General features: G+C 64.6%; 19 protein-coding genes and 1 pseudogene. 10 read left to right on the top strand and 10 right to left on the bottom strand.

Annotated features, from left to right (window positions below):
* The first annotated feature begins 46 nt into the window (after positions 1 to 46).
* The 4 genes from MNAB215_RS21505 to MNAB215_RS21490 all read left to right on the top strand — a co-directional run bounded on the left by MNAB215_RS21505 (position 47) and on the right by MNAB215_RS21490 (position 3129).
* A complete protein-coding gene (locus MNAB215_RS21505) occupies positions 47 to 1345 on the top strand; it encodes a cytochrome P450 (RefSeq protein ID WP_077080601.1) in 1299 nt (432 codons plus the stop codon).
* A 196-nt stretch (positions 1346 to 1541) separates the two neighbouring features.
* Positions 1542 to 2105, top strand: coding sequence for an ester cyclase (locus tag MNAB215_RS21500; RefSeq protein WP_077082212.1), 564 nt, complete (start codon positions 1542 to 1544; stop codon positions 2103 to 2105).
* A 35-nt stretch (positions 2106 to 2140) separates the two neighbouring features.
* On the top strand, positions 2141 to 2596 hold the full coding sequence (locus MNAB215_RS21495) for a hypothetical protein (protein ID WP_077080600.1): 456 nt from the start codon (positions 2141 to 2143) through the stop codon (positions 2594 to 2596).
* Positions 2596 to 3129: an SRPBCC family protein gene (locus MNAB215_RS21490; protein WP_077080599.1), complete on the top strand. Its 534-nt coding sequence runs from the start codon at positions 2596 to 2598 to the stop codon at positions 3127 to 3129. Before MNAB215_RS21495 ends, MNAB215_RS21490 begins: the two co-directional genes overlap by 1 nt.
* On the opposite strand, the gene MNAB215_RS21485 is transcribed toward MNAB215_RS21490, so the two are convergent.
* On the bottom strand, positions 3124 to 3843 hold the full coding sequence (locus MNAB215_RS21485; protein ID WP_083746202.1) for a haloacid dehalogenase type II: 720 nt from the start codon (positions 3841 to 3843) through the stop codon (positions 3124 to 3126). The genes MNAB215_RS21490 and MNAB215_RS21485 overlap by 6 nt on opposite strands.
* Positions 3844 to 3997: 154 nt before the next feature.
* Between MNAB215_RS21485 and MNAB215_RS21480 the strand changes: the two genes are divergently transcribed.
* The gene (locus MNAB215_RS21480) at positions 3998 to 4309 is read left to right on the top strand and encodes a YidH family protein (RefSeq protein WP_083746345.1); all 312 of its coding nucleotides are present in this window, start codon (positions 3998 to 4000) and stop codon (positions 4307 to 4309) included.
* Positions 4306 to 4629, top strand: coding sequence for a DUF202 domain-containing protein (locus tag MNAB215_RS21475; RefSeq protein WP_077080597.1), 324 nt, complete (start codon positions 4306 to 4308; stop codon positions 4627 to 4629). Before MNAB215_RS21480 ends, MNAB215_RS21475 begins: the two co-directional genes overlap by 4 nt.
* A 27-nt stretch (positions 4630 to 4656) precedes the next feature.
* On the opposite strand, the gene MNAB215_RS21470 is transcribed toward MNAB215_RS21475, so the two are convergent.
* Entirely contained in the window at positions 4657 to 5574 is a 918-nt protein-coding gene (locus tag MNAB215_RS21470) for a glycosyltransferase family 2 protein (protein ID WP_077080596.1), read from the bottom strand.
* Positions 5575 to 6092: 518 nt separating this feature from the next.
* On the opposite strand from MNAB215_RS21470, the gene MNAB215_RS21465 reads away from it, so the two are divergent.
* The gene (locus MNAB215_RS21465; protein WP_077080595.1) at positions 6093 to 8972 is read left to right on the top strand and encodes an MMPL/RND family transporter; all 2880 of its coding nucleotides are present in this window, start codon (positions 6093 to 6095) and stop codon (positions 8970 to 8972) included.
* 200 nt (positions 8973 to 9172) lie between these two features.
* Positions 9173 to 9919 (top strand): annotated as a pseudogene (locus MNAB215_RS21460) (lysophospholipid acyltransferase family protein); the annotation flags it as partial.
* A 2-nt stretch (positions 9920 to 9921) separates the two neighbouring features.
* Here MNAB215_RS21460 and MNAB215_RS21455 read toward each other — a convergent pair.
* Both MNAB215_RS21455 and MNAB215_RS21450 read right to left on the bottom strand, forming a co-directional pair.
* The gene (locus MNAB215_RS21455; protein WP_077080593.1) at positions 9922 to 10524 is read right to left on the bottom strand and encodes a class I SAM-dependent DNA methyltransferase; all 603 of its coding nucleotides are present in this window, start codon (positions 10522 to 10524) and stop codon (positions 9922 to 9924) included.
* A 2-nt stretch (positions 10525 to 10526) separates the two neighbouring features.
* Complete coding sequence (locus MNAB215_RS21450; protein WP_077080592.1) at positions 10527 to 11318, bottom strand: Rv3717 family N-acetylmuramoyl-L-alanine amidase; 792 nt, start codon at positions 11316 to 11318, stop codon at positions 10527 to 10529.
* A 233-nt stretch (positions 11319 to 11551) separates the two neighbouring features.
* Between MNAB215_RS21450 and MNAB215_RS21445 the strand changes: the two genes are divergently transcribed.
* Positions 11552 to 12337 carry a cutinase family protein gene (locus MNAB215_RS21445; protein ID WP_077080591.1) on the top strand — a complete coding sequence of 262 codons (786 nt, stop codon included), beginning with the start codon at positions 11552 to 11554 and terminating at the stop codon, positions 12335 to 12337.
* Between the two features lie 38 nt (positions 12338 to 12375).
* Here MNAB215_RS21445 and MNAB215_RS21440 read toward each other — a convergent pair whose 3' ends face one another.
* The 5 genes from MNAB215_RS21440 to MNAB215_RS29515 form a co-directional block, all read right to left on the bottom strand.
* Positions 12376 to 12933 (bottom strand): carboxymuconolactone decarboxylase family protein, encoded by a 558-nt coding sequence (locus MNAB215_RS21440; RefSeq protein ID WP_077080590.1) that lies wholly within the window; start codon positions 12931 to 12933, stop codon positions 12376 to 12378.
* A 14-nt stretch (positions 12934 to 12947) separates the two neighbouring features.
* On the bottom strand, positions 12948 to 13481 hold the full coding sequence (locus MNAB215_RS21435; RefSeq protein WP_077080589.1) for a carboxymuconolactone decarboxylase family protein: 534 nt from the start codon (positions 13479 to 13481) through the stop codon (positions 12948 to 12950).
* A 16-nt stretch (positions 13482 to 13497) separates the two neighbouring features.
* Entirely contained in the window at positions 13498 to 14376 is an 879-nt protein-coding gene (locus MNAB215_RS21430; protein WP_077080588.1) for a dioxygenase family protein, read from the bottom strand.
* Positions 14377 to 14389: 13 nt separating this feature from the next.
* Positions 14390 to 15361, bottom strand: coding sequence for a quinone oxidoreductase family protein (locus tag MNAB215_RS21425; protein ID WP_077082210.1), 972 nt, complete (start codon positions 15359 to 15361; stop codon positions 14390 to 14392).
* Between the two features lie 61 nt (positions 15362 to 15422).
* Entirely contained in the window at positions 15423 to 15764 is a 342-nt protein-coding gene (locus MNAB215_RS29515) for a hypothetical protein (RefSeq protein WP_131829161.1), read from the bottom strand.
* A 115-nt stretch (positions 15765 to 15879) separates the two neighbouring features.
* On the opposite strand from MNAB215_RS29515, the gene MNAB215_RS21415 reads away from it, so the two are divergent.
* Complete coding sequence (locus MNAB215_RS21415) at positions 15880 to 16764, top strand: LysR family transcriptional regulator (protein WP_077080586.1); 885 nt, start codon at positions 15880 to 15882, stop codon at positions 16762 to 16764.
* Positions 16765 to 16766: 2 nt separating this feature from the next.
* On the opposite strand, the gene MNAB215_RS21410 is transcribed toward MNAB215_RS21415, so the two are convergent.
* A complete protein-coding gene (locus MNAB215_RS21410) occupies positions 16767 to 20996 on the bottom strand; it encodes an nSTAND1 domain-containing NTPase (protein ID WP_077080585.1) in 4230 nt (1409 codons plus the stop codon).
* Positions 20997 to 21018: the final 22 nt, after the last annotated feature.

Raw genomic sequence — 21018 nt, 5'->3', positions numbered from 1 at the left:
GTCTAGGCTCGCCAATGTCACCTCTTCAAAGGCGAAGGAGGGCCGAGTGAGCCTCGAAACAGGTATTGCGACGCAACCGAATGGGACCCCACCGCCCGAGATCCCACTCGCCGAAATCCAGCTCGAGTCGCTCGACTTCTGGGTTCGCAACGACAACGTCCGCGACGCCGCCTTCGCCACCTTGCGCCGGGAAGCCCCGATCTCGTTCTGGCCCGCGATCCAGATGGAGGGGTTCGAAACGGGTGCCGGATATTGGGCGCTGACCAAGCTCGACGACGTCCACTTCGCCAGTCGCCATCCCGACATCTTCAGCTCCGCCGGCGGGATCACGATCAACGACCAGACGCCGGAGTTGGCCGAGTACTTCGGCTCGATGATTGTGACCGACGATCCGCGACACCAGCGGCTGCGCTCCATCGTCAGCAGGGCCTTCACCCCAAAAGTGGTGGCGCGCATCGAGACGTCGGTGCGGGAGCGGGCCCACCGGCTGGTCAGCTCACTGATCGCCAACCATCCTGACGGCCAGGCCGACCTCGTCACTGAACTCGCCGGGCCGCTGCCCCTGCAGGTCATCTGCGACATGATGGGAATTCCCGAGGAGGATCATCAGCGAATCTTCCACTGGACCAACGTGATTCTCGGGTTTGGCGACCCCGATCTGACGTTGGATTTCGAGGAGTTCTTGCAGGTTTCGATGGACATCGGCGCCTACGCCACCGCGCTGGCCGAGGACCGCCGCGTCAATCACCACGACGATCTCACCTCGAGCCTGGTCGAAGCCGAGGTCGACGGCGACCAGCTCACCTCCCAGGAGATCGCGTCGTTCTTCATCCTGTTGGTGGTGGCCGGCAACGAGACCACACGCAACGCGATCAGCCACGGCGTCCTGGCGCTGTCACGCTTTCCCGAGCAACGCGACAAGTGGTGGTCCAACTTCGACGACCTGACACCCACCGCGGTCGAGGAGATCGTGCGGTGGGCCTCCCCGGTGATCTACATGCGACGCACCCTGACCCAGGATTTCGAGTTGAGCGGCGTCAAGCTCGCGGCCGGCGACAAGGTCGCGCTGTACTACAACTCCGCCAACCGCGACGAATCAAAGTTCGCCAATCCGTGGGCTTTCGACGTCGCACGCAACCCCAACCCCCATCTCGGATTCGGCGGCGGCGGAGCCCATTTCTGTCTCGGCGCCAACCTGGCTCGTCGCGAGATCCGGGTCGCCTTCGACGAATTGCGCCGTGAAATCCCGGATATCGCCGTGACCGGCAAACCGGCGCGACTGCTGTCGCAGTTCATTCACGGCATCAAGAGCCTGCCGGTCTCCTGGACTCCCCCGGGTTCATAGAAACGAATCCGGCCTAGCGGGGCGATTCTGATAGCGCATGCGCTATCAGAACTGGCGACGACCTATATCCTCCATCCGCCCTTATCCTCCGTTCGCTCTTTTGGAGGGCATACCGCACTTTCAAAGTCGATATCGCATGCGCTATCACTTTCCCGACGGCACCCGCGACGCCAAAATCCTGGCTTACGCTGACCAGATGACAGCTCTGGCGTTTCCCGCTCCCGACGTGCTGGCCGCACGCCAAAAACTCGTACTCGACCACTTCCATGACGAGGTCCGTCAGGACTGGGACGACGTGTTGGCGACGTTCCCGCACCCCCGCTACGAGTTGATCCCGCAGCTGGTCGTCCACGACGGAAACGAGGCGGTGCGTGGCTATTACAACTACACGCGCACCGCGTTCCCCGATCAGGATCACGAGATCATCGCGCTGCGGCACAGCGCCGACGCGGTGATCGTCGAGTTCTGGTTGATGGGCACACATCGGGGCTTCCTCGGCAAGGTTCCGCCCACCGGCAGCCGCTTCCGGGTCCGCATGACCGCATACTTCGTGTTCGATGATGCGGAAACCCTTGTCTGCGAACGCATTTACTTCGACACGCTGACCATGATCAAGCAACTGCTGGGCGGCCTGGACCTGAAGAAGCCGTCGAACTGGCTGCTCGCAGCGCGGTGCGTACGGGGCTTGCTGTCGATGTCGGCGGAGAAGCCCGATCCCGCGCTGACCAATACGGTGCCGCCGTCGTTCACCGACGGCTAAAATCCTCCGCTAGGCGATATCGCAAGGAGGCCGCCATGGCGGCGTGGAGTCTTCATCCGCTGTGCGGCTTGGCCGCGCTGTGCATACTTAGCGCCGGGCTCGCGCCTGCGAACGTCGCTGGAGCCCCGCTGAGCTCGCACACCGAGAAGTGGATCGACCTGCAGGTCGGCGATTGCGTTGCCGACCTGCCGCCGGCCGACCTGAGCCGGGTGACTATCACCGTCGTCGATTGTGCCGCAGCACATTTGGCTGAGGTCTACCTGCGCGCCCCGATGGCCGTGGACACGGCCATCGCCAACGTGGCCAACCGGGACTGCGTGGCCGGGTTTGCCCCCTACACCGGCAAACCCGTCGACGGCAGCTCGTTGTCGATCACGTATCTCATTGACTCGAACCAAGATCGGACCGGAGCCAATCCGACTCCCAGCACGCTGATCTGTCTACTGCAGGCCGCCAATGGTCAACCGCTGACCGGTTCGGCACATCGCTGATGGTCGAGCTGATCGAGGGCGGTTACCAGCTGACGGCGCAGCAGCTCGTGCCGCTGAGCCCGGCCGATCTGCTGGACTGGCTGTGTCAGCCCGAGCTGATGCGGCAGTGGATGCAGGGCGTCGGGCGGGTCGACGTGGTCGACGGCAACCCGTGCTCGCGGGGTTGCCTGACAACGGTCTCGCTGGGCATGCATTCGCCGTTCGGTGGGGGCGAATGGAATCTGACCGGCCGGATCGACGACATCGGTCCCGCCCGGCTGGTGCGGACGTATTCAATGCAGACCTTCCACTCCGGGTATACACGCACCGTCAGTTACGACCTGGCTCCCGATTCCGTTGGCACCCTGCTGGATTGCCAGGTTCGCACCAAAATCCCGGGATTGCGGCCACGTGCCGCGCGGTCCGGGGGCAAGGGGGAAGAGAAGTCGCTACGCCATTCCCTCACACTGCTGTCGCGGTTGAGCGCGGGCGAGCGTGTTGCCCCACTGCGCCGGTTCATCTCGGTGAGCAGCCGTTCGCCGCAGGCCCTATAACCGGGCCATCAGCTGGTCGGCAAGGTCGAGGAAGTCGGCTGCGTTGATGTCGAATTCGTCCGAGTAGGCCACGTCGGCCTCACCGCCCACCCCGAATTCCAGCGGCCGCGCGACGAAGGCCGTGCGGAAGCCGAGGTCGCCCGCCGCGCGGATGTCGTATTTGTGGCTTGCCACCATCATGATCTCGGCGTGATCCAGGCCCAGGTAGGTCGCGGCCATCCGATAGATCGCCGGGTCGGGCTTGAACACCCCGGCCATCTCCGCGGCGAAGATCGCATCCCATGGCAATCCCGCACGCTTGGAGATGTTGATGACCGCGGACACGTCGGCATTCGACAATGTCGCCAGCGTGAACGCACTTTTCAGCCGGGTCAATCCGGGCACCACGTCGGGCCACGGCCGCAGGCGCCGCCAGGCCAACGTGAGTTCCTCACGCTCGGTATCCGACAGTTCGGAGACGCCGTGCTCGTCCAGGACGGCATCGAGCGCGTCGCGATAGACAGTGTGCACAGAGACCCACCCGCCGCCGCGACCCTGCGCGGCCTTGAGCGTGGTGAAGTAGCCGGCCCGCCACCGTCGCACCACATCGGGCCAATCGACACCGGGGTGCCGCCCGGCGCTGATCCGCCTCGCCTCGTCGCAGACGGTCGAATGAAAATCCGTCGCCGTTCCTTGCACGTCAAACAACAACGCCTGTACCACAAGCTTCATCATGGCCCGGCGCCGCGGAGCGGGGTACGGGGGGCGGCACCATATAGTTAAAATCTTCTACGTCTAAACGCTTGCCCCTAGATGCTCTGCGAGGTAGCCCGTGGCCGATCGCACCGCCGACACCTCGGAAGAGCACGAGCTCGACTATCGGTTCACCATGGCCAACGAGCGCACCTTCCTGTCCTGGCAGCGCACCGCGCTGGGGTTGCTCGCCGCAGCGGTCGCTCTGGTGCAGCTTGTTCCGGAGCTGGTAATCCCTGGCGCACGCCACGTGCTGAGCGTGGGCCTTGCGGTGCTGGCGATCCTGACCAGCGGGATGGGCCTGCTGCGGTGGCAACAGGCGGATCGCGCCATGCGCAATGACGAACCACTACCCCGGCACCCCTCGCCGGCCTACCTTGCGGTCGGTCTGTGCCTGGTCGGGCTCGCCGCGCTCGGATTGGTCATCCTCAAGGTGGTCTCGGGTTGACCCGGCCGGGTGCCGCTAACTCTTTACCGGCCGAGCGCACGATATTGGCCTGGACCCGAACATCATTCGCGTTTCTTGTCAACGGTGTGCTGCTGAGCATCAAGAACCTGCACGGTCACGAGCGGCCGACAACGCTGATGGCGGCGGGCATCGCGGTCACGGCGGCGGTGTGCTGCTACGTCATCGCGTTGCGACGTCAGCGCGTGCTGCAGCTGCGACCACTACCCGCCCGGATTACGCCCCGCCGCCAGGTGTATCTCGTCGGAATAGCCACGATGGTGCTCATCACGGTCACCACAATCGCCCAGCAGATTCACTAGGCCGAAATCCGTTGGCGCCCCGCGTGGTCAGCCGGCAGTACCGGTGATCAGCTCAGGGTTCGCGAACGCGCGCTTGCGCTGGTATCGCGGCATGTTCAGGCCGCGCAGCTTGTCCCGCAGCTTGGCGAAGGTGAATTGCAGGTTCTCCAGGTCATAGAAGAACCGCATAGTGCGAAACGGGTAGTAGAGCGCCAGCAGCGTGATGATCGACGTCCACGCCGCGGGGCTCGTGATGCCGTGCAGGTTTGTCGTCCTGGTGTACCGGGTGACGTACCGGTAGAAATCGGGCAGTGAGGATTCCACCCGGTCGGCCGACATGCCCACCACCATGCCCGCTTCGTAGACGATCTCGAAGTCGTTTTCGAACAAGGTGAGCGCCAGGTCGACGTCTTCGTGCAGTTTGTCTTCGAGGTCTAGCTGCGTCAGATGACGCACCGACTTCCAGGCCTGAGCGCGGAGCGCCATGTTCGCGCCGATGAGGAACCGCTCATTTTTCGCCTTGCTCTGCACCTTGTCACGCAGGATGCAGTCAAGCCAGAAGAGGAAGCTGCGAAACGGCATGTCGTAGAACATGATCGGCCCGCTGGTGGCGTCGATGTCCGGATTCTCGAATCGGCGGCGAATGGTCTCGACCCAGTCGTTGGCCACGATGGAATCGGCGTCGGTTCGGCTGATGATGTCGCCCTGCGCAAGGTCGAACCCGCAGTTGCGCGTGGGGGCGATGCCCTGGTGCTCGTTCTGGTCGACCAACCGGATGTCGATATCGGGGTTGGCTTCTTGATACCCCCGCACGATCGATGCCGTGTTATCGGTCGACCTGTTGTTGACGACGATGATCTCGTCGGGTGCCGAGGTCTGGTCGATGCACGACTCCAGGCACTTGCCGATGGAGCGTTCCTCGTTGTAGGCGGGGATGACGATCGTGACGGAAGGTTGCTGGGGCATGCTTACCGCCGACCAGCCGCGTGCGCTCCGGGCGCGTCGGATGTTGGTGCGGCCCCGCTGGCCGCTGGTCTCGCCGAGCGCATGTGGCCCCCAACCCCTTGGTGACTCTCGCGGCGGCGCGCATCATCGCCGAGCCCGCACCGGTGCGGGCGACTCCGAATTAGCTTCCGTCAGCGAATAATTGACGCCTATGTCGGCTGACGCTATGACACTTACCACCGCGCCGCTGGGCGAGTAGCCGGGTCTTCGCTAGACATTAACCCCGACACGCCCAGTTGTTCAACTCGAGTCAAAAGGCGCGGGTACCGCTGCCGCGCTGGCGTTCTCCTGCTTCAGGTGGACCGGAGGTTAACGCAAGGTTCATAATTTGCGGGCCGGCTGCCGGCGTCGTACCGTTCGCATTATTGCGACCATCATTCGTTTCGATGCCAGGTCCGCGCGGCAACGAACCGATGGCGTCCGTTTGCGCCGGCCACTGACGGCTTTATCGCCAGCCATGGGAAACACTCTGGCTCAACGTGACTGACAAACGCACGGCCCAAGAACACACCGCACAACCGTTCATCGCGCGCACGCTCCGTCGCTTTTCGGCTCCGATCGTCTTGGGCTGGCTTGCAATCACGGTGATCGTTTCTGTGTGGGTCCCGTCCCTGGAAAAGGTCGCGCAAGAGCGCTCGGTATCGATGACGCCCAGCGAGGCGCCGTCGATACAGGCGATGAAGCGCATCGGAAAGGTGTTCAAGGAATCGGATTCCGACAACGTCGCGATGATCGTCTTGGAGGGTGAGCAACCCCTCGACAACAGTGCGCACAAATACTACGACGCGCTGATTCGTAAGTTGAAAGACGATCCGGCGCACGTCCAGCACATCCAAGACTTCTGGAGCGATCCCCTCACCGCCGCCGGCGCGCAAAGTGCCGATGACAAAGCCAGCTACGTGTTGTTGGACCTGGCCGGCAACCAGGGCCAGCCGCTGGCCAGCGAATCGATTGAGGCGGTTCGACGTATCGTCGCGCTCACGCCGCCGCCCAGCGGGCTCAAGGTCTACCTCACCGGCCCGTCGGTACTTGTCGCCGATATGCACACCGTCGGCGACAAGTCCCTGCTGGCAATCACGGGGACGACCGTCGCCGTCATATTCATCATGCTGCTGATCGTCTACCGATCCCCCATTACCGTGATTCTGCTGCTGCTGATGGTCGGCGTCGAATTCGCCTGCGCGCGGGGAATTGTCGCGCTTCTAGGCGAGCTCGGAATTGTCGGGTTGTCGACCTTTGCGGTCAACCTGCTCACCTCGCTGTCGATCGCGGCCGGGACCGACTACGCCATCTTCCTTGTCGGCCGGTATCAAGAAGCCCGGCAAGCCGGCGAGGATCGGGAAACCGCGTACTACACCATGTATCACGGCGTCGCCCACGTCATCTTGGGCTCCGGTCTGACTATCTCTGGGGCGACGTTTTGTCTGGGGTTTGCGCGATTGCCCTATTTTCAATCGCTGGGCGTGCCGTGCGCGGTCGGCATGCTCGTCGCCGTCGTCGTCGCGCTCACACTGGGCCCCGCAGTTCTGAGCCTCTGCAGTCGTTGGGGGCTGTTCGACCCGACGCGGATGATCGAGGTTCGCGGCTGGCGCCGGGTGGGCACGGTGATCGTTCGCTGGCCGGCACCCGTTTTCGTTGTGGCATGCGCCATCTCCCTGGTCGGCCTGTTGGCCCTACCCGGATACACCACGAGCTATAACGACCGACAGTATGTACCCGGGTACGTACCCGCTAACGCCGGCTATGCGGCCGCGGATCGCCACTTTTCTCAGGCGCGGATGAAACCCGAAATACTGCTGCTCGAGGCCGACCACGATCTGCGCAACCCGGCTGACTTTCTGGTTCTCAACAGATTGGCCAAGGGCGTTCTTGCCATTCCGGGCATTTCCCGAGTGCAGGCCATCACCCGGCCGAACGGAACCCCACTCGAGCACACGTCGCTGCCCTTCTTGTTGAGCACGCAAAACGCCGCCCAGACGCTGAGCATGAAATTTCAGCAACAGCGCTCGAGCGACCTCCTCAAACAGGCCGACGAATTGGCGGCGATGATCGAGGTCACGCAGCGGACCTACGACTTGATGCGCCAGCTGGTCAGCACGACGCATGACACGACCGGGCTCACGCATGACATGGCGGCCACCACTGACGAGGTGCGAGATCACCTGGCCGATTTCGAAGATTTCGGGCGGCCGATCCGCAGTTATTTCTATTGGGAGAAGCACTGTTACGACATCCCCGTCTGCTGGTCGCTGAGATCGATCTCCGATTCGATCGACGGTCTCGACGAAATCACCGAAAAGCTCCACGAACTCGTCACCGACCTCGATCAGCTCGACGTGCTCATGCCGCAATTTCTCATGGAGCTTCCCCAGTTGATCGCAATCATGCAGAGCATGCGGACCCAACTACTCACCATGCACAGCACCCTGTCCGGCATCTACGGCCACATGGACGAAAACAGCGGTAATGCGGCCGCGATGGGCAAGGCTTTCGACGCCGCGAAAAACGACGATTCGTTCTACCTGCCGCCGTCGGTGTTCGACAATGCGGATTTCAAGCGCGGCATGAAGCTGTTCCTGTCGCCGGACGGGAAAGCCACCCGAATGTTCATCTCGCATCGGGGGGATCCCGCGACGCCCGACGGCATCGCGCGCGTCGACGCGATCAAGACTGCGGCCGAGGAGTCGCTCAAGGGAACTCCGTTGCAAGACGCCAAGATTTACGTGGGCGGCACGGCGGCGGTGTTCAAGGACATCTCCGAGGGCGCCCAGTATGACCTACTCATCGCGGCCATTTCATCGCTCTGCCTGATTTTCATCATCATGCTGACGGTCACCAGAAGTTTTGTCGCGGCCCTCGTCATCGTGGGGACGGTGGTGCTCTCCCTGGGCGCCTCCTTCGGGCTCTCAATACTCCTCTGGCAACACATCATCCGGCTGGAATTGCACTGGCTGGTGCTCGCCATGTCGGTGATCATCCTGTTGGCCGTCGGATCTGACTACAACTTGCTCTTGGTCGCCCGACTCAAACAGGAGATCGACGCCGGGTTGAATACGGGGATCATCCGTTCCATGGGCGGTACCGGGAAGGTCGTGACGAACGCCGGCCTGGTGTTCGCGTTCACCATGGCCACCATGGCCGTCAGCGAATTGCGCGTACTCGGCCAGGTGGGCACCACCATTGGCCTCGGGCTCTTGTTCGACACCCTGGTGGTGCGCTCGTTTTTGACCCCTTCGATCGCCGCGCTGCTGGGACGCTGGTTCTGGTGGCCGATGAGGGTGCGCCCGCGCCCGGCCAGTGCATTACTGCGCTCGTTAGCGCCCCGTCCACTCGCTCGTTCCCTCGTCTTGAGGGACTAGGCGACCAGTGTTCACTGCATCCCCAATTATGGCTTCTGTCATATATTTTCGCTCGAAGTCGTTGCGGATGCGGCCTAGCTGACTCGCTCCTTACAATCACATTTGTCGCGTGAGCCGCCAGGCGCGAATTCATCGAGACATCTCCGGAGGCTTGAGTGACGTTATCGAAATTGCCCGAGGCATTGCCCGCGGAGCCGGCGAATTCCCGCGACCCTGGCATTACCGACCTCCGCCGAAAGGTGAACCTCGCGGCCGGATTCGGTTCAGCGCTGCCGCTCGCGGCGGGTGCGCTGGGAGTCGGCCTGGTGACCCGCAGCCGCCGCCGTGGGCTGAACTTTTTCAGCTCCACGTGGACTCCACTGCTGCTTGCCACCAACGGCATCCGAGTCAACGCCGTCGGCCAGCAGAATCTGACGGTGCAACGCCCAGCGGTGTTTGTCTACAACCACCGCAATCAGGTCGACCCCTTCGTCGCCGGCGCACTGGTGCGGGACAACTGGATCGCGATCGCCAAGAAGGAACTGACGCGCGACCCAATCTTCGGCACGATTCTCAAGTTGAACGACGCCGTGTTTCTCGACCGAGACGACACCACTGCCGCGGTGGAAAGCCTGCAGCAGGTCGAAGAGCGCATGAATCGAGGCCTCTCCATCCTGATCGCCCCGGAAGGCACAGCGCACGAAACCACCACGGTGGGGCCGTTTAAGAAGGGGGCATTCCGCATCGCGATGGCGACGGGTGTTCCGATCGTGCCGATCGTGATCCGCAACGCGGACATCATCAGCCCGCGCAAGAAGCTCAAGGTCACTCCGGGCACAGTGGATGTCGCCGTGCTTCCGCCGATCCCGGTCGACGGCTGGACGCGGGAGAACTTGGCGGATCACATCGCCGAGGTCCGCCAGCTGTACCTGGACACGCTGGCCGAGTGGCCCACGGAGATACCCGCGGGCTAGTCGAGGCGCGCCAGCCAAATGGTGTGCAGGCCGCAGTCGGGATCCTCGACGGCGTGCGCTACCACACCGAAACCGTTGTCGCGCAGCAGTTTACGGTACTCATCGCCGTCGAGGCTCGCGTGGTACAGCGGCTCGCCCTGGTAGCTGCCAATCTGTTCGCCGGCCGCCGGGCCGCTGGTGAACAGCAACGCGGCTCCTGCCGCGGCGTGGCGCGTGAACACGGGGAACATCGAGCGTTGATCGGCCTGGGGCAGGTGAAAGAAGCTGTCCCAGGACACAATTCCATCGAAGGTGCGGTTCAAGTCCAGCTGTCGCATGTCGGCGACCTGCCAGTGCTGCTCCGGGAACCGGTCGGCGCACATGGAGATCATCGCACTCGAGGCGTCCACGCCGGCCACCCGACAGCCATTGGCGACGAGGTATTCGGCGATCGGGACACCGGGCCCGCACCCGATGTCGAGCACCGACGGTTGCGCCGGAAGCAGACCCAGAAATCGATCCAGCCAAGCTCGTTCCGGCAGCCGGTCGCCGCGCTCACGCGACCAGGTGACCGCGTGCCGCTGGTAGATCTCGACGACTCGGCCGGCGGCGGGATCCACGGCTAACCGGTCGCCGGTTTCGCGTTCAGAAACGTGACGATGCCGGCGGTGACAGCCGCGGCATACTTTGCCCGGCCGTCGGCGCTTTCCATCCGGGCGGCGTCGTCGGCGTTTTTCATGTTGCCGAGCTCGACGAGGACGGCGGGGTATTGGGCCAGGTTCAGGCCGGCGAGGTCGGCTCGTCCGTAGAGGCCGTCGGAGCCGATGTAGGTGGACGGGTGCAGGCCGGCTTGCACCAGGGCGTCGCGCATTGTTTGGGCCAACCGTACGGCGGGCCCGGCTTGGACGTCGTTAAGCGGCGGGCTGGAGTAATTCACGTGGAACCCGCTGCCGGAGGCGGGGCCGCCGTCGGCGTGGATGCTGACGATCGCGTCGGGGCGCATCGCGTTCGCCTGGGCCGCGCGTTGGTCGATGCAGGGTCCGACGGCGTTGTCGCCATCGCGGGACAGCTGGGTACGCACGCCCATCTGGGTGAGCGAATCGTTGATCAAGCCCACGACGGCCCAATTGAACGCGTGCTCCGAATATCCGTCATAGGTGGCGGTCCCCGACGTCTGGCACGGTTTGGTGCCGCCCCGGCCGTTGGTGACTTGCGCATTGATCGACGCATCGTTCACGGCGTTGTGCCCCGGGTCGAGAAAGACGGCCGCTCCGGAAACACCGGCGCCCGCGCGCGGGGCGCCCAGTGCCGCGGCGGTCAGCGCCGCCGGTGTGACACCGACAACTTTCAAGACATTGCGTCTTGAAAGAGATCTCGCCCGGCCGACCCCGCTTGCCGCGGGTGAATCTTTCACCGACTGAGGGTAACAATCGGCCGACTCCCAGTGCGGTTACACACTTTTAACGAACCCGGCCGAACACCCGTCACGCACGAGTTCTGCCAGCGTCGACACGGTAAATCCCGAGGTCGCCGCGGCCGGCGCGCGATCGAACAGCGTCCGTCCGCGCGTCCGGCTTGTGGATGCGGCCCAGGTGTGCGGCAATAGTTGTGAACGGTTTCGTCCTCACAGGTTTGGAATGCACTGGTATGGGCACTTATTGCGACATGGTCTCCCCTTACGTCACTCGTTTCGTTGGCCCCGTCTTCGGAGCGGCGTTGGGCATCGCCGGCGCTGTCCTTCCTTCCGCTGTTCCGCTCGCATCCGCCGAGCCGTGTCCGGATGTGCAGATCGTGTTCGCCCGCGGCACCGGCGAGGAACCGGGCATCGGTCCGACCGGACAGACATTCGTCGATCAGGTCCGCGCACGCGAGGTCGGCAAGTCTGTCGACGTCTATGCGGTCAACTACCCCGCCAGCAACGAGTGGTCCACCGGCCTGCAGGGCATCTCCGACGCGGGCGCCCATGTCGTCAACATGGCGACCAACTGCCCCAAGACCAAGATGGTGCTCAGCGGCTACTCTCAGGGCGCGGCCGTGATGGGTTTCGTGACGTCGGCCCAGGTGCCTGACGGCGTTGACCCCGCGACGGTGCCCAAGCCGCTGGACCCCTCGATCGCCGATCACGTCGCTGCCGTCGTGCTGTTCGGCACCCCCAACACGCGGGCGATGAACGTTCTCGGCCAGCCGCAGGTGGTCATCGGTCCGATCTATCAGGCCAAGACCATCAAGGTCTGCGCCCCCGGAGACCCGGTGTGCTCGGACGGCATGAACTTCGCCGCGCACGACACCTACGCCGGCGATGTGACTATCGTCGACCCAGGGACGGATTTCGCGGTCAGTCGCCTGGACGTCACTCCCCCGGCTAGCCCCGCGGGACCGGCAACAGTGGTGCGCGCGCAGACCCCAGCCCCAGCTCCGGCTCCCGGCGCCTGAGCTGCCCGACCGATCCGGCGCACTCCGGCCGCCTGCGGTCAGCGTTCGACAGTTCGCTGCGCGATGTTGGGCAGCCGGGCGGTCTCGTCCAGGTCGACGTCGAGCGCATTGAGCATCAACGCCAAGCCGGCGTACCGGCTGATGAGCATCAGCAGTTCGACGGTGGCCTCGACGCCCAGCGCCGTGTGCACCTGGTCGAACAGTGACTCCGGGACCCGGCGGGTGGTCAGCAGCTCAGTCGTCAACTGCAGGACCGCGAGTTCGATAGGGTCGAAATCGCCCGTCTGCCAATCGGAGTCGGAGGTGACCGCGCTGATCTCGCTGACATCGAGCCCGGCCGTGCGCGCGATGTCCTTGTGTTGGCCGAGCTCGTAGGGGCTGTCCATCAGGTACGCGGTGCGCAGCACGACAAGTTCGCGCAGCCGACGCGACAGCACCGGGCTAGTCAGAGCGTCGCGCCCGGCCAGCATCCAGCCGTTGAATACCTTTTCGGCGTTGGCCAGCACGCGGTAGACGTTGAGATTGCCGCGCTCCTCGGTCAATTCGCGGGCCCGCTCATTCATGTCCTCGGGCCGGCGGTACGGGATGCGAGTCATGCGGGTTCTCCTTGTCAGGGCTGGAATCGTGCCTCGGCGTCGATGTCGACATCGGCGGCGTTGAGGACCAACGCCAGGCCGTAGTAGCAGCTGACGATCATCAGCAGTTCGGTGAGCGCCTCGTCGCCGAAGAGGGCATGGGCCGCGGCGAAGGACTCGTCGCTGAGCCGGTGGGTCGTGCACAACTCGGTGACGGTGTCGATGACGGTGCGCTCGGTGCTGCTGAAGCCGGCCGCAGCGAGATCCCCGTCGCCGACGAGCGCGTCGATCTGTTGCTCGGTGAGCCCCGCGGTGCGGGCGAGGCCGACATGCTGGGCAAGCTCGTAGGGTGAGTCCTGCAGGTGGCCCACCCGCAGGATGATCACTTCGCGCAAGCGGGCGGTGAACGTGTCGCTGGCGAAGATCTCGCCGACCATCTCGGCCCAGCCGCCAAACACGTTGGGCGCGTTGGCAAGCAATCGCAGCACATTGAGGGCGCCGCGGCGTTCGATGAACTGGCGCACCCGCTCGGGTTGCGCATCCATGTCGGCCAGTGGAACTCGGGTCATCGTCGGGCTCCTCTCGTTACTGGCCGGTGTCGGCGGCGAGGGTGAAGGTCCAGTCCAACGTCACGAACGGCTCGTCGACCAGGGTTCCGTCGGGGGCGGTGCCGGGCCCGTGGTGCACGAAATCGGCCTGCAGCGACGTCTGGTCGGCGAAGACGGCGTCCCTGCCGATGTAGGGGTCGTCCTTCAGGAACAGCTGCGTGATCAGCGAGTGGTAGCCCTGCGCGTGGAACCAGAAGTGCACGTGCTGAGGCCGCATGATGGATCGGTTTGCCGCGCGCATGATTTCGCCGCAGGGGCCGTCGGTCGGCACCGGATAGTAGCGCGGCGTGATCGAGCGATACCAGAACCGGCCGCCGTCGTCGGTGGTCAGCAGCGCCCGCATGGCGAATTCGTTGTGCAGCGGCTCAGTCATCTGGACGTCGTAGAACCCTTCGCCGTCGCTGTGCCAGGTGTCGACATGCGCGCCGGCAATCGGTTTTCCCTGCTCGTTGACCACCCGTCCGGTGACGAACATCGGTGTGCCCGCAACACCATTGGAGATGTCGGCGCCGTTGTCGACCGTCGGACGGCCTTCCACGTAGAACGGGCCCAGCAGGGCGGAGTCGGTGGCCGAGCCGCCCGGGCTCTCGTTCATCGTGTCCAGCAGCATGGACAGGCCGAGGATGTCGGAGAGCAACACGACTTCCTGACGGGTCGGGCTGGAGATCTTGCCCAGCCGCTCGATGAAATCCATTGCGGTGAACCATTCGTCGCCGGTCAGTCGCACGTCGCGCGCGAAATCGTGCAGGTGCTGCACCAGGCTGACGAACACCTCGCGGAATCGGTCGTTGGTGGACGCGTCGAACGTCCGCTGCACGACTTCGGTGATCGTCTCTTCGGTCAGATTGCTCGGCATGTCCTTGCCTTTCTCACGGGTTGATGACGACACGGCCGGCGATGTGGTCGGCGACGGCTCGGTATGCCGCCACCGCCTCGTCGAGGGGATAGCGGGCGGCGATGGGCAGTGGCTGAAACTGTCCGGACTCGAAATACGGTGCCATCTGTTGCAGGCGCGCAGCGGAGTCGACAACGGTGAGCTTGGTGCTGTCGACACCCAAGATGCGAGTTTCGTTGCGATACATGGCCCGCAGGTCGAGTTCGACGGTGTCGGATCCCACCGCGCTGATCACCACGAGCCTGCCACGCGGCGCGAGTGCGGCCAGCGCGGCCGGGGTGGTCACCCCGCCGACGGCGTCGTAGACAAGCTCCACGCCGCTGCCACCGGTGAGCCGCTTGATCTCGCCACCGACATCGGCTGCGGGGTCGAACGTGACGAAGTGGTCGATGATGTCGGCGGCGGGTGTGTCCGGGCTGGGCTTGCGGCGGTCGACGCCGATCACGGTGGCGCCGACGGCGCGGGCGATCTGCGCGACCGCGCCGCCCACTCCCCCGGAAACACCAAAGATCGCAATGGTTCCCCCGCCGGTCAGTTGAGCGGTCTCCACCGCTCCGTACCAGCCGACGATGAAGTTGACGCCGACGGTGGAGGCTTCGTCGAAGCTGAGTCGCTCGGGTTTGCGCACCAGTGCCTCGACCGGCACCGACATCAGCTCGGCATGCGACCCATCTCGGGTGAACCCGGTGTCGCCACCGGTTCCCCATACGGGGGCGCCCTCCCATGCGGGCGGTCCGCTGACGACCACGCCGGCGAAATCACGTCCCGGGGTGCGCGGCAGCGTCGTCCATTCCATCGACCCCGCAACGTTTTTCACGTCGGAGGGGTTGACCGAGGCCGCTTCCACCCGGATCACCGCCTGCTCGTCGCTGCCTTGCGGGTCCGGTATCTCGGCGATGTGCAGGACATCGAGGTCGCCAAACTGGTTGAACCGCAAGGCTCGCATGGTCACATCCTTCTGTCGAGCTGATCGTTGTCGCATCGGGCTGTCAAAACAAGATCGAACATCAAGAGCGCCGCTGGCGGTCGAGCTCCCACTGGTACACCACCTTCTGCACGCAGTTGTGGGCCGGGGCAGCCGCGGCTCCATCGTGACCCGCAAGAACATCTGCGGGCCGTCCGGGCGTACCGCTGGTTTTCACCAGGGCAGGTACCCGCTGGTGTGGGTCGATGTGTGGGTGGACTGCGGTCGTCGCGCATGGGGTCGTTGCGGTCGGCGCGGCAGCCATCTCTGGCGCCAAGGACACGGTGCCGGCGGCCACGAGCAGGCCGACCATGATCACCCACAAGAACCTCCGGAAAGACCGGCCGTGGGTACCGTTCGTTGAGATCCAGCGCGATGTACGCATGATCGCCTCCTTTCGTGCGGTGCAAGTTGCGTGACTTCAGACAACACCCAATAAACGATCGCGTCCAACGAACAAAATTGATCAGACTAATCGCGATTAGCGATAGATTATTCGGGTGGAGCTTCGCCAGCTGGAACACTTCGTCGCGGTGGCCGCCGAGCTCAACTTTTCTCGGGCGGCCCAGCAGATACATGTCGTCCAGTCGGCCCTGTCGGTGTCGGTGGGCAGGCTGGAAAAGGAACTGGGCACCAAGCTGTTCGATCGCTCCAAGCGACAAATCGCCCTGACGCCGGCGGGTGAGGTCTTCCTGCAGCAGGCCCGCGATGTCATCCACACAGCTCAGCGGGCCCGCTCCTCCGTCGAGGGTTATCGCGAGCAGCTCACCGGCACAGTAACCCTCGGGACCCTGATGTCGTGGGGAACCCTGAACCTGCCGGCCGCGTTGCAGGAGTTCCGGCAGCTGCATCCGTTGGTCACGGTGCGGCTTCGGCAAAGCCTGACGGGATCGGCCGGGCATCTGGATGCGATCGCCGACGGCAAGATGGACCTGGCCCTGGTCTCGATTTCGTCGTCGTCATCTTCGCTGCTCGCGTTCCGCCAATTGACCGAGGAACCGATGGTCTTCGTCTGCCAACACGGCCATCCGTTGGCGCGTCGCCGACGGGTGCAGCTGTCCGATCTCGACGGCCAGGACTTCATCGACTTCCCGCAGGGCTGGGGCATCCGCCGGCGTCTCGATGCGGGATTTTCAGCCGCCGGTGTGCACCCGGTCAATGCGTATGAGGTCGCCGACTATGCGATCGCCGCCGAGCTGATCCGGCACCAGCTGGCCGCGACCGTGCTGCCGATCAGCGCGGCCAACCGGTTTCCCGACCTACACACCGTTGCGCTGCACCCGCAGATGACATGGACGCTGTCGCTGGTGTCGGCGGCTCGCGAAACCACCAGCCGCGCCATCAAGGCGCTGGTCGACACCATCACCCGGCACGTCGACGGCTGATGCTAAGTGCTCGGCGGGTCGGGCAGGTTGGGGCACAGCTTGATGTACTCGATGCTCGGCGAGACCCATTTGTCCCACTCCGCATGCGTCATGTTCGCGGATAGCTTGTCGCACAATTGGTTTACCCAGTCCTCCTTGGGAGGTGCCGGCCACAACCGCAATTCGCCGTCGTCCGAGGCTGATACGACGCGATGCCTGTCGGGACTGAAGGCGACGCTGTTCACCGCCTGGCTGTGACCGGCCAGCGGCTGACCGATCGGCTTGCCGGTGTCGGCATCCCACAACCGCAGATACTTGTCTTCGCTGCCCGACATGACGCGGTGGCCGTTGGAGCTGACCGACACTCCGGTGACCGTGCCGGTGTGACCCTTCATCGGATCGCCGACGGTTTTGCCGCTGCTGACGTCCCACATGCGCAGGGTGTCGTCCTGGCTGCCGGAGACCAGGTGGCGGCCATCAAGGAAAAAGGCCAGACTCGTGACGCCACCGGTGTGGCCCGACCACGGTTGACCGATCAGGTGGCCGGTGCCGACGTCCCAGAGCCGGATCAGGTTATCGAAACTGCCAGAAGCGATTTGGTGCCCGTCGGGGCTGAACACCACGCTCGACACCGCGTCGGTCGCACCGACCATCGGCTGGCCGACCAATGTTCCGGTGTTGGCGTTCCACAGCCGCACGGTTTTGTCGTGGCCGGCCGACGCGACGAGGTTGCCGTCCGGACTGAACGCCACGCTGGTCACCCACCCGGTGTGGCCGACGAACGGTTGGCCGATCGGGCGTCCAGTGTCGGGATCCCACAGGCGCACGGTGCCGTCCTTGCTCGCCGAGGCGACGCGGTGCCCGTCCGGGCTGAAGGTCACGCTCGTCACCGCATCGGTGTGACCGGTCATGGGCTGGCCCATGGGCAGGCCCGTGTCGGCGTTCCAGAGCCGCACCGTCTTGTCTTCACCGCCGGAGACGATGCGATGCCCGTCCGGACTGAACCGCGCGCTGAGCACATTGCCGTCGTGACCACCCATGGCGTGCAGGCCCGAATTCCACACCCACACCGTGCCGTCATTGCTGCTGGAGTAGAAGCGACGGCCATCGGGGCTGTACTGCACGCCGGTGACCCAGCCCGTCGGGCCCGCGCGTGGATCACCAACGGCCTGACCGGTATTCGCGTCCCAGATGCGCACCACGTCGTCCTCGCCGCCGGAGATGATTTGTTGTCCGTCGGGGCTGTAGGCGACGCTGGCCACTGATCCGGTGTGACCGACGAGCGGCTGTCCGACGGGTTGTCCGGTTGCCGGGTCCCAGATCCGCAGCGTCTTGTCGAAGCTGGCCGAGACGAGCCGACGCCCGTCCGGGCTGTAGGCCAGGCTCTGCACCCAGTCGGTGTGGCCGAGCAACGGTGGGCCGATCTGTTGACCGGTGTCGGCGTTCCACAGCCGCACGGTCTTGTCGTCTCCGCCCGAGGCGAATTGGTGTCCGTTGGGGCTGAATTCGACATCGCCGATCGGTCCGGTATTGCCGAGCAGCGGCGCGCCGATGGGCTGACCGGTGTCGGCGTTCCACATCCGCAGGGTGCGATCGTTGCTGCCCGAGACGAGCCGGTGCCCGTCCGGACTGATCGCGATGGCGGTCACCTTGTCGGTATGGCCGAGCAGTGGTGCGCCGATCTGCTGACCGGTATCCGCATTCCACACACGGACGGTGTTGTCGTCTCCGCCGGAGAAGATTCGGCGCCCGTCGGGGCCGAACACGACGGTTTCCACCGGGCCGCGGTGTCCAGTGAGGGGGGATCCGATGGGCTGGCCGGTGCCGGAGTCCCACAATCGCAGCGAGCCGTCGAATTGCGCGGTGGCGATGCGATGTCCGTCGGGGCTTAACGACATGTCTTGCGACGGGTTTGGGGTACCAATGATTTTGAGGGTGACCGATAGGCCGACCAAGCCGTCGTAGAGGGCACCGCTATCCGCGGTCGAGGCGATGCGGGGTGCGGCGAGGATCTCTTGGATGGCGCGGATGTCACCGCCCTCCAGGTCGCCCCCGAGGATGGCTCGGCCATCCGAGGTCAACCGGACTGCGATCGCCTCGCGGGTGCGCGCATTGGCTTGCTTGCGCGCTTGGGTCGCAGTGACGAAGCCGTAGATTGCGGCGCCCGCGGCCAGGATGGCGACGAGTGCGACGGCGGCGAGTACCCGCGAGCGTCGCCGTAAAACACGGGCATGGCTTTCGGCGGCCTGCTGGCTTTCCTTCGCGTGCCGTGCCGCTTCCTCGGCGTGGCGCAGCTTTTCGTTGCGCTGCTCTTCTTCGTCGTGCAGTCGTTGGTCTTCGGCGTCCCGGCACGCTTTCAGGTACGCCTGAGAGCTGGCCAGCAGTGTGTTGAATCCTTCTCTGGTGGAGAGCTTTTCGGCGTCGTCCAGCCTGGTCCCGGTGAACAGCCACGATTCGTCGCGGCCCTGGCTTTCCCATGCCGCGGCGTTGCGCTCGATGTCGTCGGCGATCTTGAGGTTGAGGCGTTCCTCGGTCAACCAGCCGGCGAGCGTGTCCCATTGGCGCAGCAAGCTTTCCAGCGCGACCTCGATCACCACCTTGCCATCCCGCTCGTCGCGCACGAGCAGCCGCTTCGCCACGAACGCGTCGATCAGTGGTCGGCCGTCTCGGGGTAGATCGGACTCGAGTGCCACTCGCCTTAAGGCTTGGTCGTTGAGCGAGTTGATGGTCGCCAGCCAGGGAATGAACGCCGAGCGCAGCAGTTCCAGTGCGGCACTGCGGCCTTCGGGATATTGACTGAGCAGTTCCTCGATGACGTTCTTGACCACGTCGGTCATGCCGCCCATGGCCTCGTAATCGGCTGCGCTGATTTCGCCGGTGCCGCCGTAATCGGCATACAGCCGCGACAGGGTCAGGGCGACCAGCGGCAGGGTGTCCGCGCCGTCGCCGGCGTCGCGAAGCAGGCTGGCCACCAGGCCGTCCTGGATGACCAGGCGCTTGCCGCCCTCGGTGGCGCGGGCGGCGGGGCCGATGATGACCTCTTTGAACTCCTCGCGCGGCATGGGTTTGAGATCGTCGAAAATGGCGGTGCCGATGCCGTCGAGGGCGGGGTGGCTTTGCATGGCCTCGTAACAGTCCGTCCGGATCGTCACTGCCACAATCATTCCCACCTCGTCGGCGTTCATGCGTTGGATCAGTTCGGCCAGCATGCTCAGGAATTCTTCGGTCTGCGGGCCGGCGTCGGCGGAGAACAGTTCCTCGGCTTGATCGATCGGCAGCACCAGCGTGGGCACGGAGGCTTGGGGTTTGGCGTGGCTGGCGAGCTGCGCGGCGGCCGCGAGGCGGATTTCGCGCAGCAAGTGCACGACCTGATCGACGTCGCGGTGCCCGCAGGCCTTCTTGATGTCGCCCAGCGACGGGCTAGGCAGGTCGAGAGATTCACGGCCGGCGTGTATGGCCGCGGCCAAACCCGAGTCACCGGTGAGCGCATTGCCTTGTGGCCGCATGATTCCCAGCACCACGAACTGGCGGTCCTGGCGGCGCAGCCGCGGAATCAGCCCGGCGCGCAGGAAGGATGACTTGCCGCTGCCCGAGGGGCCGAGCACCACGAACAACGATTTGAGTCCCGACATGCTCGCCAGTAATCGAAACCGCATGCCCTGCAACGCATCTACGCCACGCGCGATCACCGCATCGCGCCCGAAGAACACTCCGGCGTCGATTTCTTCGAACGGCTCCCACCCGCGGTACGGGGCGCGGTTGGGATCCGTTCGGGGCGGCCACACGAACTGGCGCGGCCCGGTGCCGCTGCCGTCGACGGCCTCCATGATGCTCGTCAACGCCGCGGTGTTGAAGCGCACCGGGGGGCCGCCGGGGACCTCGACGTCGCTATGCTCGCCGTCGGCGAAGAGATCGCAACGCTGCCAGGCCGAGGTGATGTCGTGGGTGACGCCCAGATCCTCCAACCGCGCGACCAGGATTCGCTTACCCAACCCCTCGGCGGTGCGGTATTCGACGTTGCACTCGGTGGAGTTCGCCCAGCTCTGCGACAGCAGGCAGATGAAGTGCTCGCAGCGCGACTTGCCGGTAAATAGCTGGGTCTTCCAGTGCTCCCCCAGCTTCAGGCCGGTTTCGCTGTCGACATCGATGAAGATCTCGTCGCGCAGCTCGGGCCGCTGCTCGGTCAGCCACGTCTTGAGCGCGATCGCCTCGCGGGTGTCCTTGCTGGAGTGGCTCAAAAAGATCCGCGACACCTACGTGCAACCCCCTTTCGTG

Origin of the sequence: Mycobacterium numidiamassiliense (assembly GCF_900157365.1) — a bacterium.
Taxonomy (GTDB): Bacteria; Actinomycetota; Actinomycetes; order Mycobacteriales; family Mycobacteriaceae; genus Mycobacterium; species Mycobacterium numidiamassiliense.
This window is presented reverse-complemented; position numbering and strand designations above follow the sequence as displayed.

Bases quoted from the DNA above. Each gene is read 5' to 3' on its own strand.
- MNAB215_RS29515 (WP_131829161.1), bottom strand. From the start codon at position 15,764: ATGCGTACATCGCGCTGGATCTCAACGAACGGTACCCACGGCCGGTCT.
- MNAB215_RS21445 (WP_077080591.1), top strand. From the start codon at position 11,552: ATGGGCACTTATTGCGACATGGTCTCCCCTTACGTCACTCGTTTCGTT.
- MNAB215_RS21470 (WP_077080596.1), bottom strand. From the start codon at position 5,574: ATGCCCCAGCAACCTTCCGTCACGATCGTCATCCCCGCCTACAACGAG.
- MNAB215_RS21495 (WP_077080600.1), top strand. From the start codon at position 2,141: ATGGCGGCGTGGAGTCTTCATCCGCTGTGCGGCTTGGCCGCGCTGTGC.
- MNAB215_RS21440 (WP_077080590.1), bottom strand. From the start codon at position 12,933: ATGACTCGCATCCCGTACCGCCGGCCCGAGGACATGAATGAGCGGGCC.
- MNAB215_RS21425 (WP_077082210.1), bottom strand. From the start codon at position 15,361: ATGCGAGCCTTGCGGTTCAACCAGTTTGGCGACCTCGATGTCCTGCAC.
- MNAB215_RS21490 (WP_077080599.1), top strand. From the start codon at position 2,596: ATGGTCGAGCTGATCGAGGGCGGTTACCAGCTGACGGCGCAGCAGCTC.
- MNAB215_RS21435 (WP_077080589.1), bottom strand. From the start codon at position 13,481: ATGACCCGAGTTCCACTGGCCGACATGGATGCGCAACCCGAGCGGGTG.
- MNAB215_RS21480 (WP_083746345.1), top strand. From the start codon at position 3,998: ATGGCCAACGAGCGCACCTTCCTGTCCTGGCAGCGCACCGCGCTGGGG.
- MNAB215_RS21485 (WP_083746202.1), bottom strand. From the start codon at position 3,843: ATGATGAAGCTTGTGGTACAGGCGTTGTTGTTTGACGTGCAAGGAACG.
- MNAB215_RS21500 (WP_077082212.1), top strand. From the start codon at position 1,542: ATGACAGCTCTGGCGTTTCCCGCTCCCGACGTGCTGGCCGCACGCCAA.
- MNAB215_RS21430 (WP_077080588.1), bottom strand. From the start codon at position 14,376: ATGCCGAGCAATCTGACCGAAGAGACGATCACCGAAGTCGTGCAGCGG.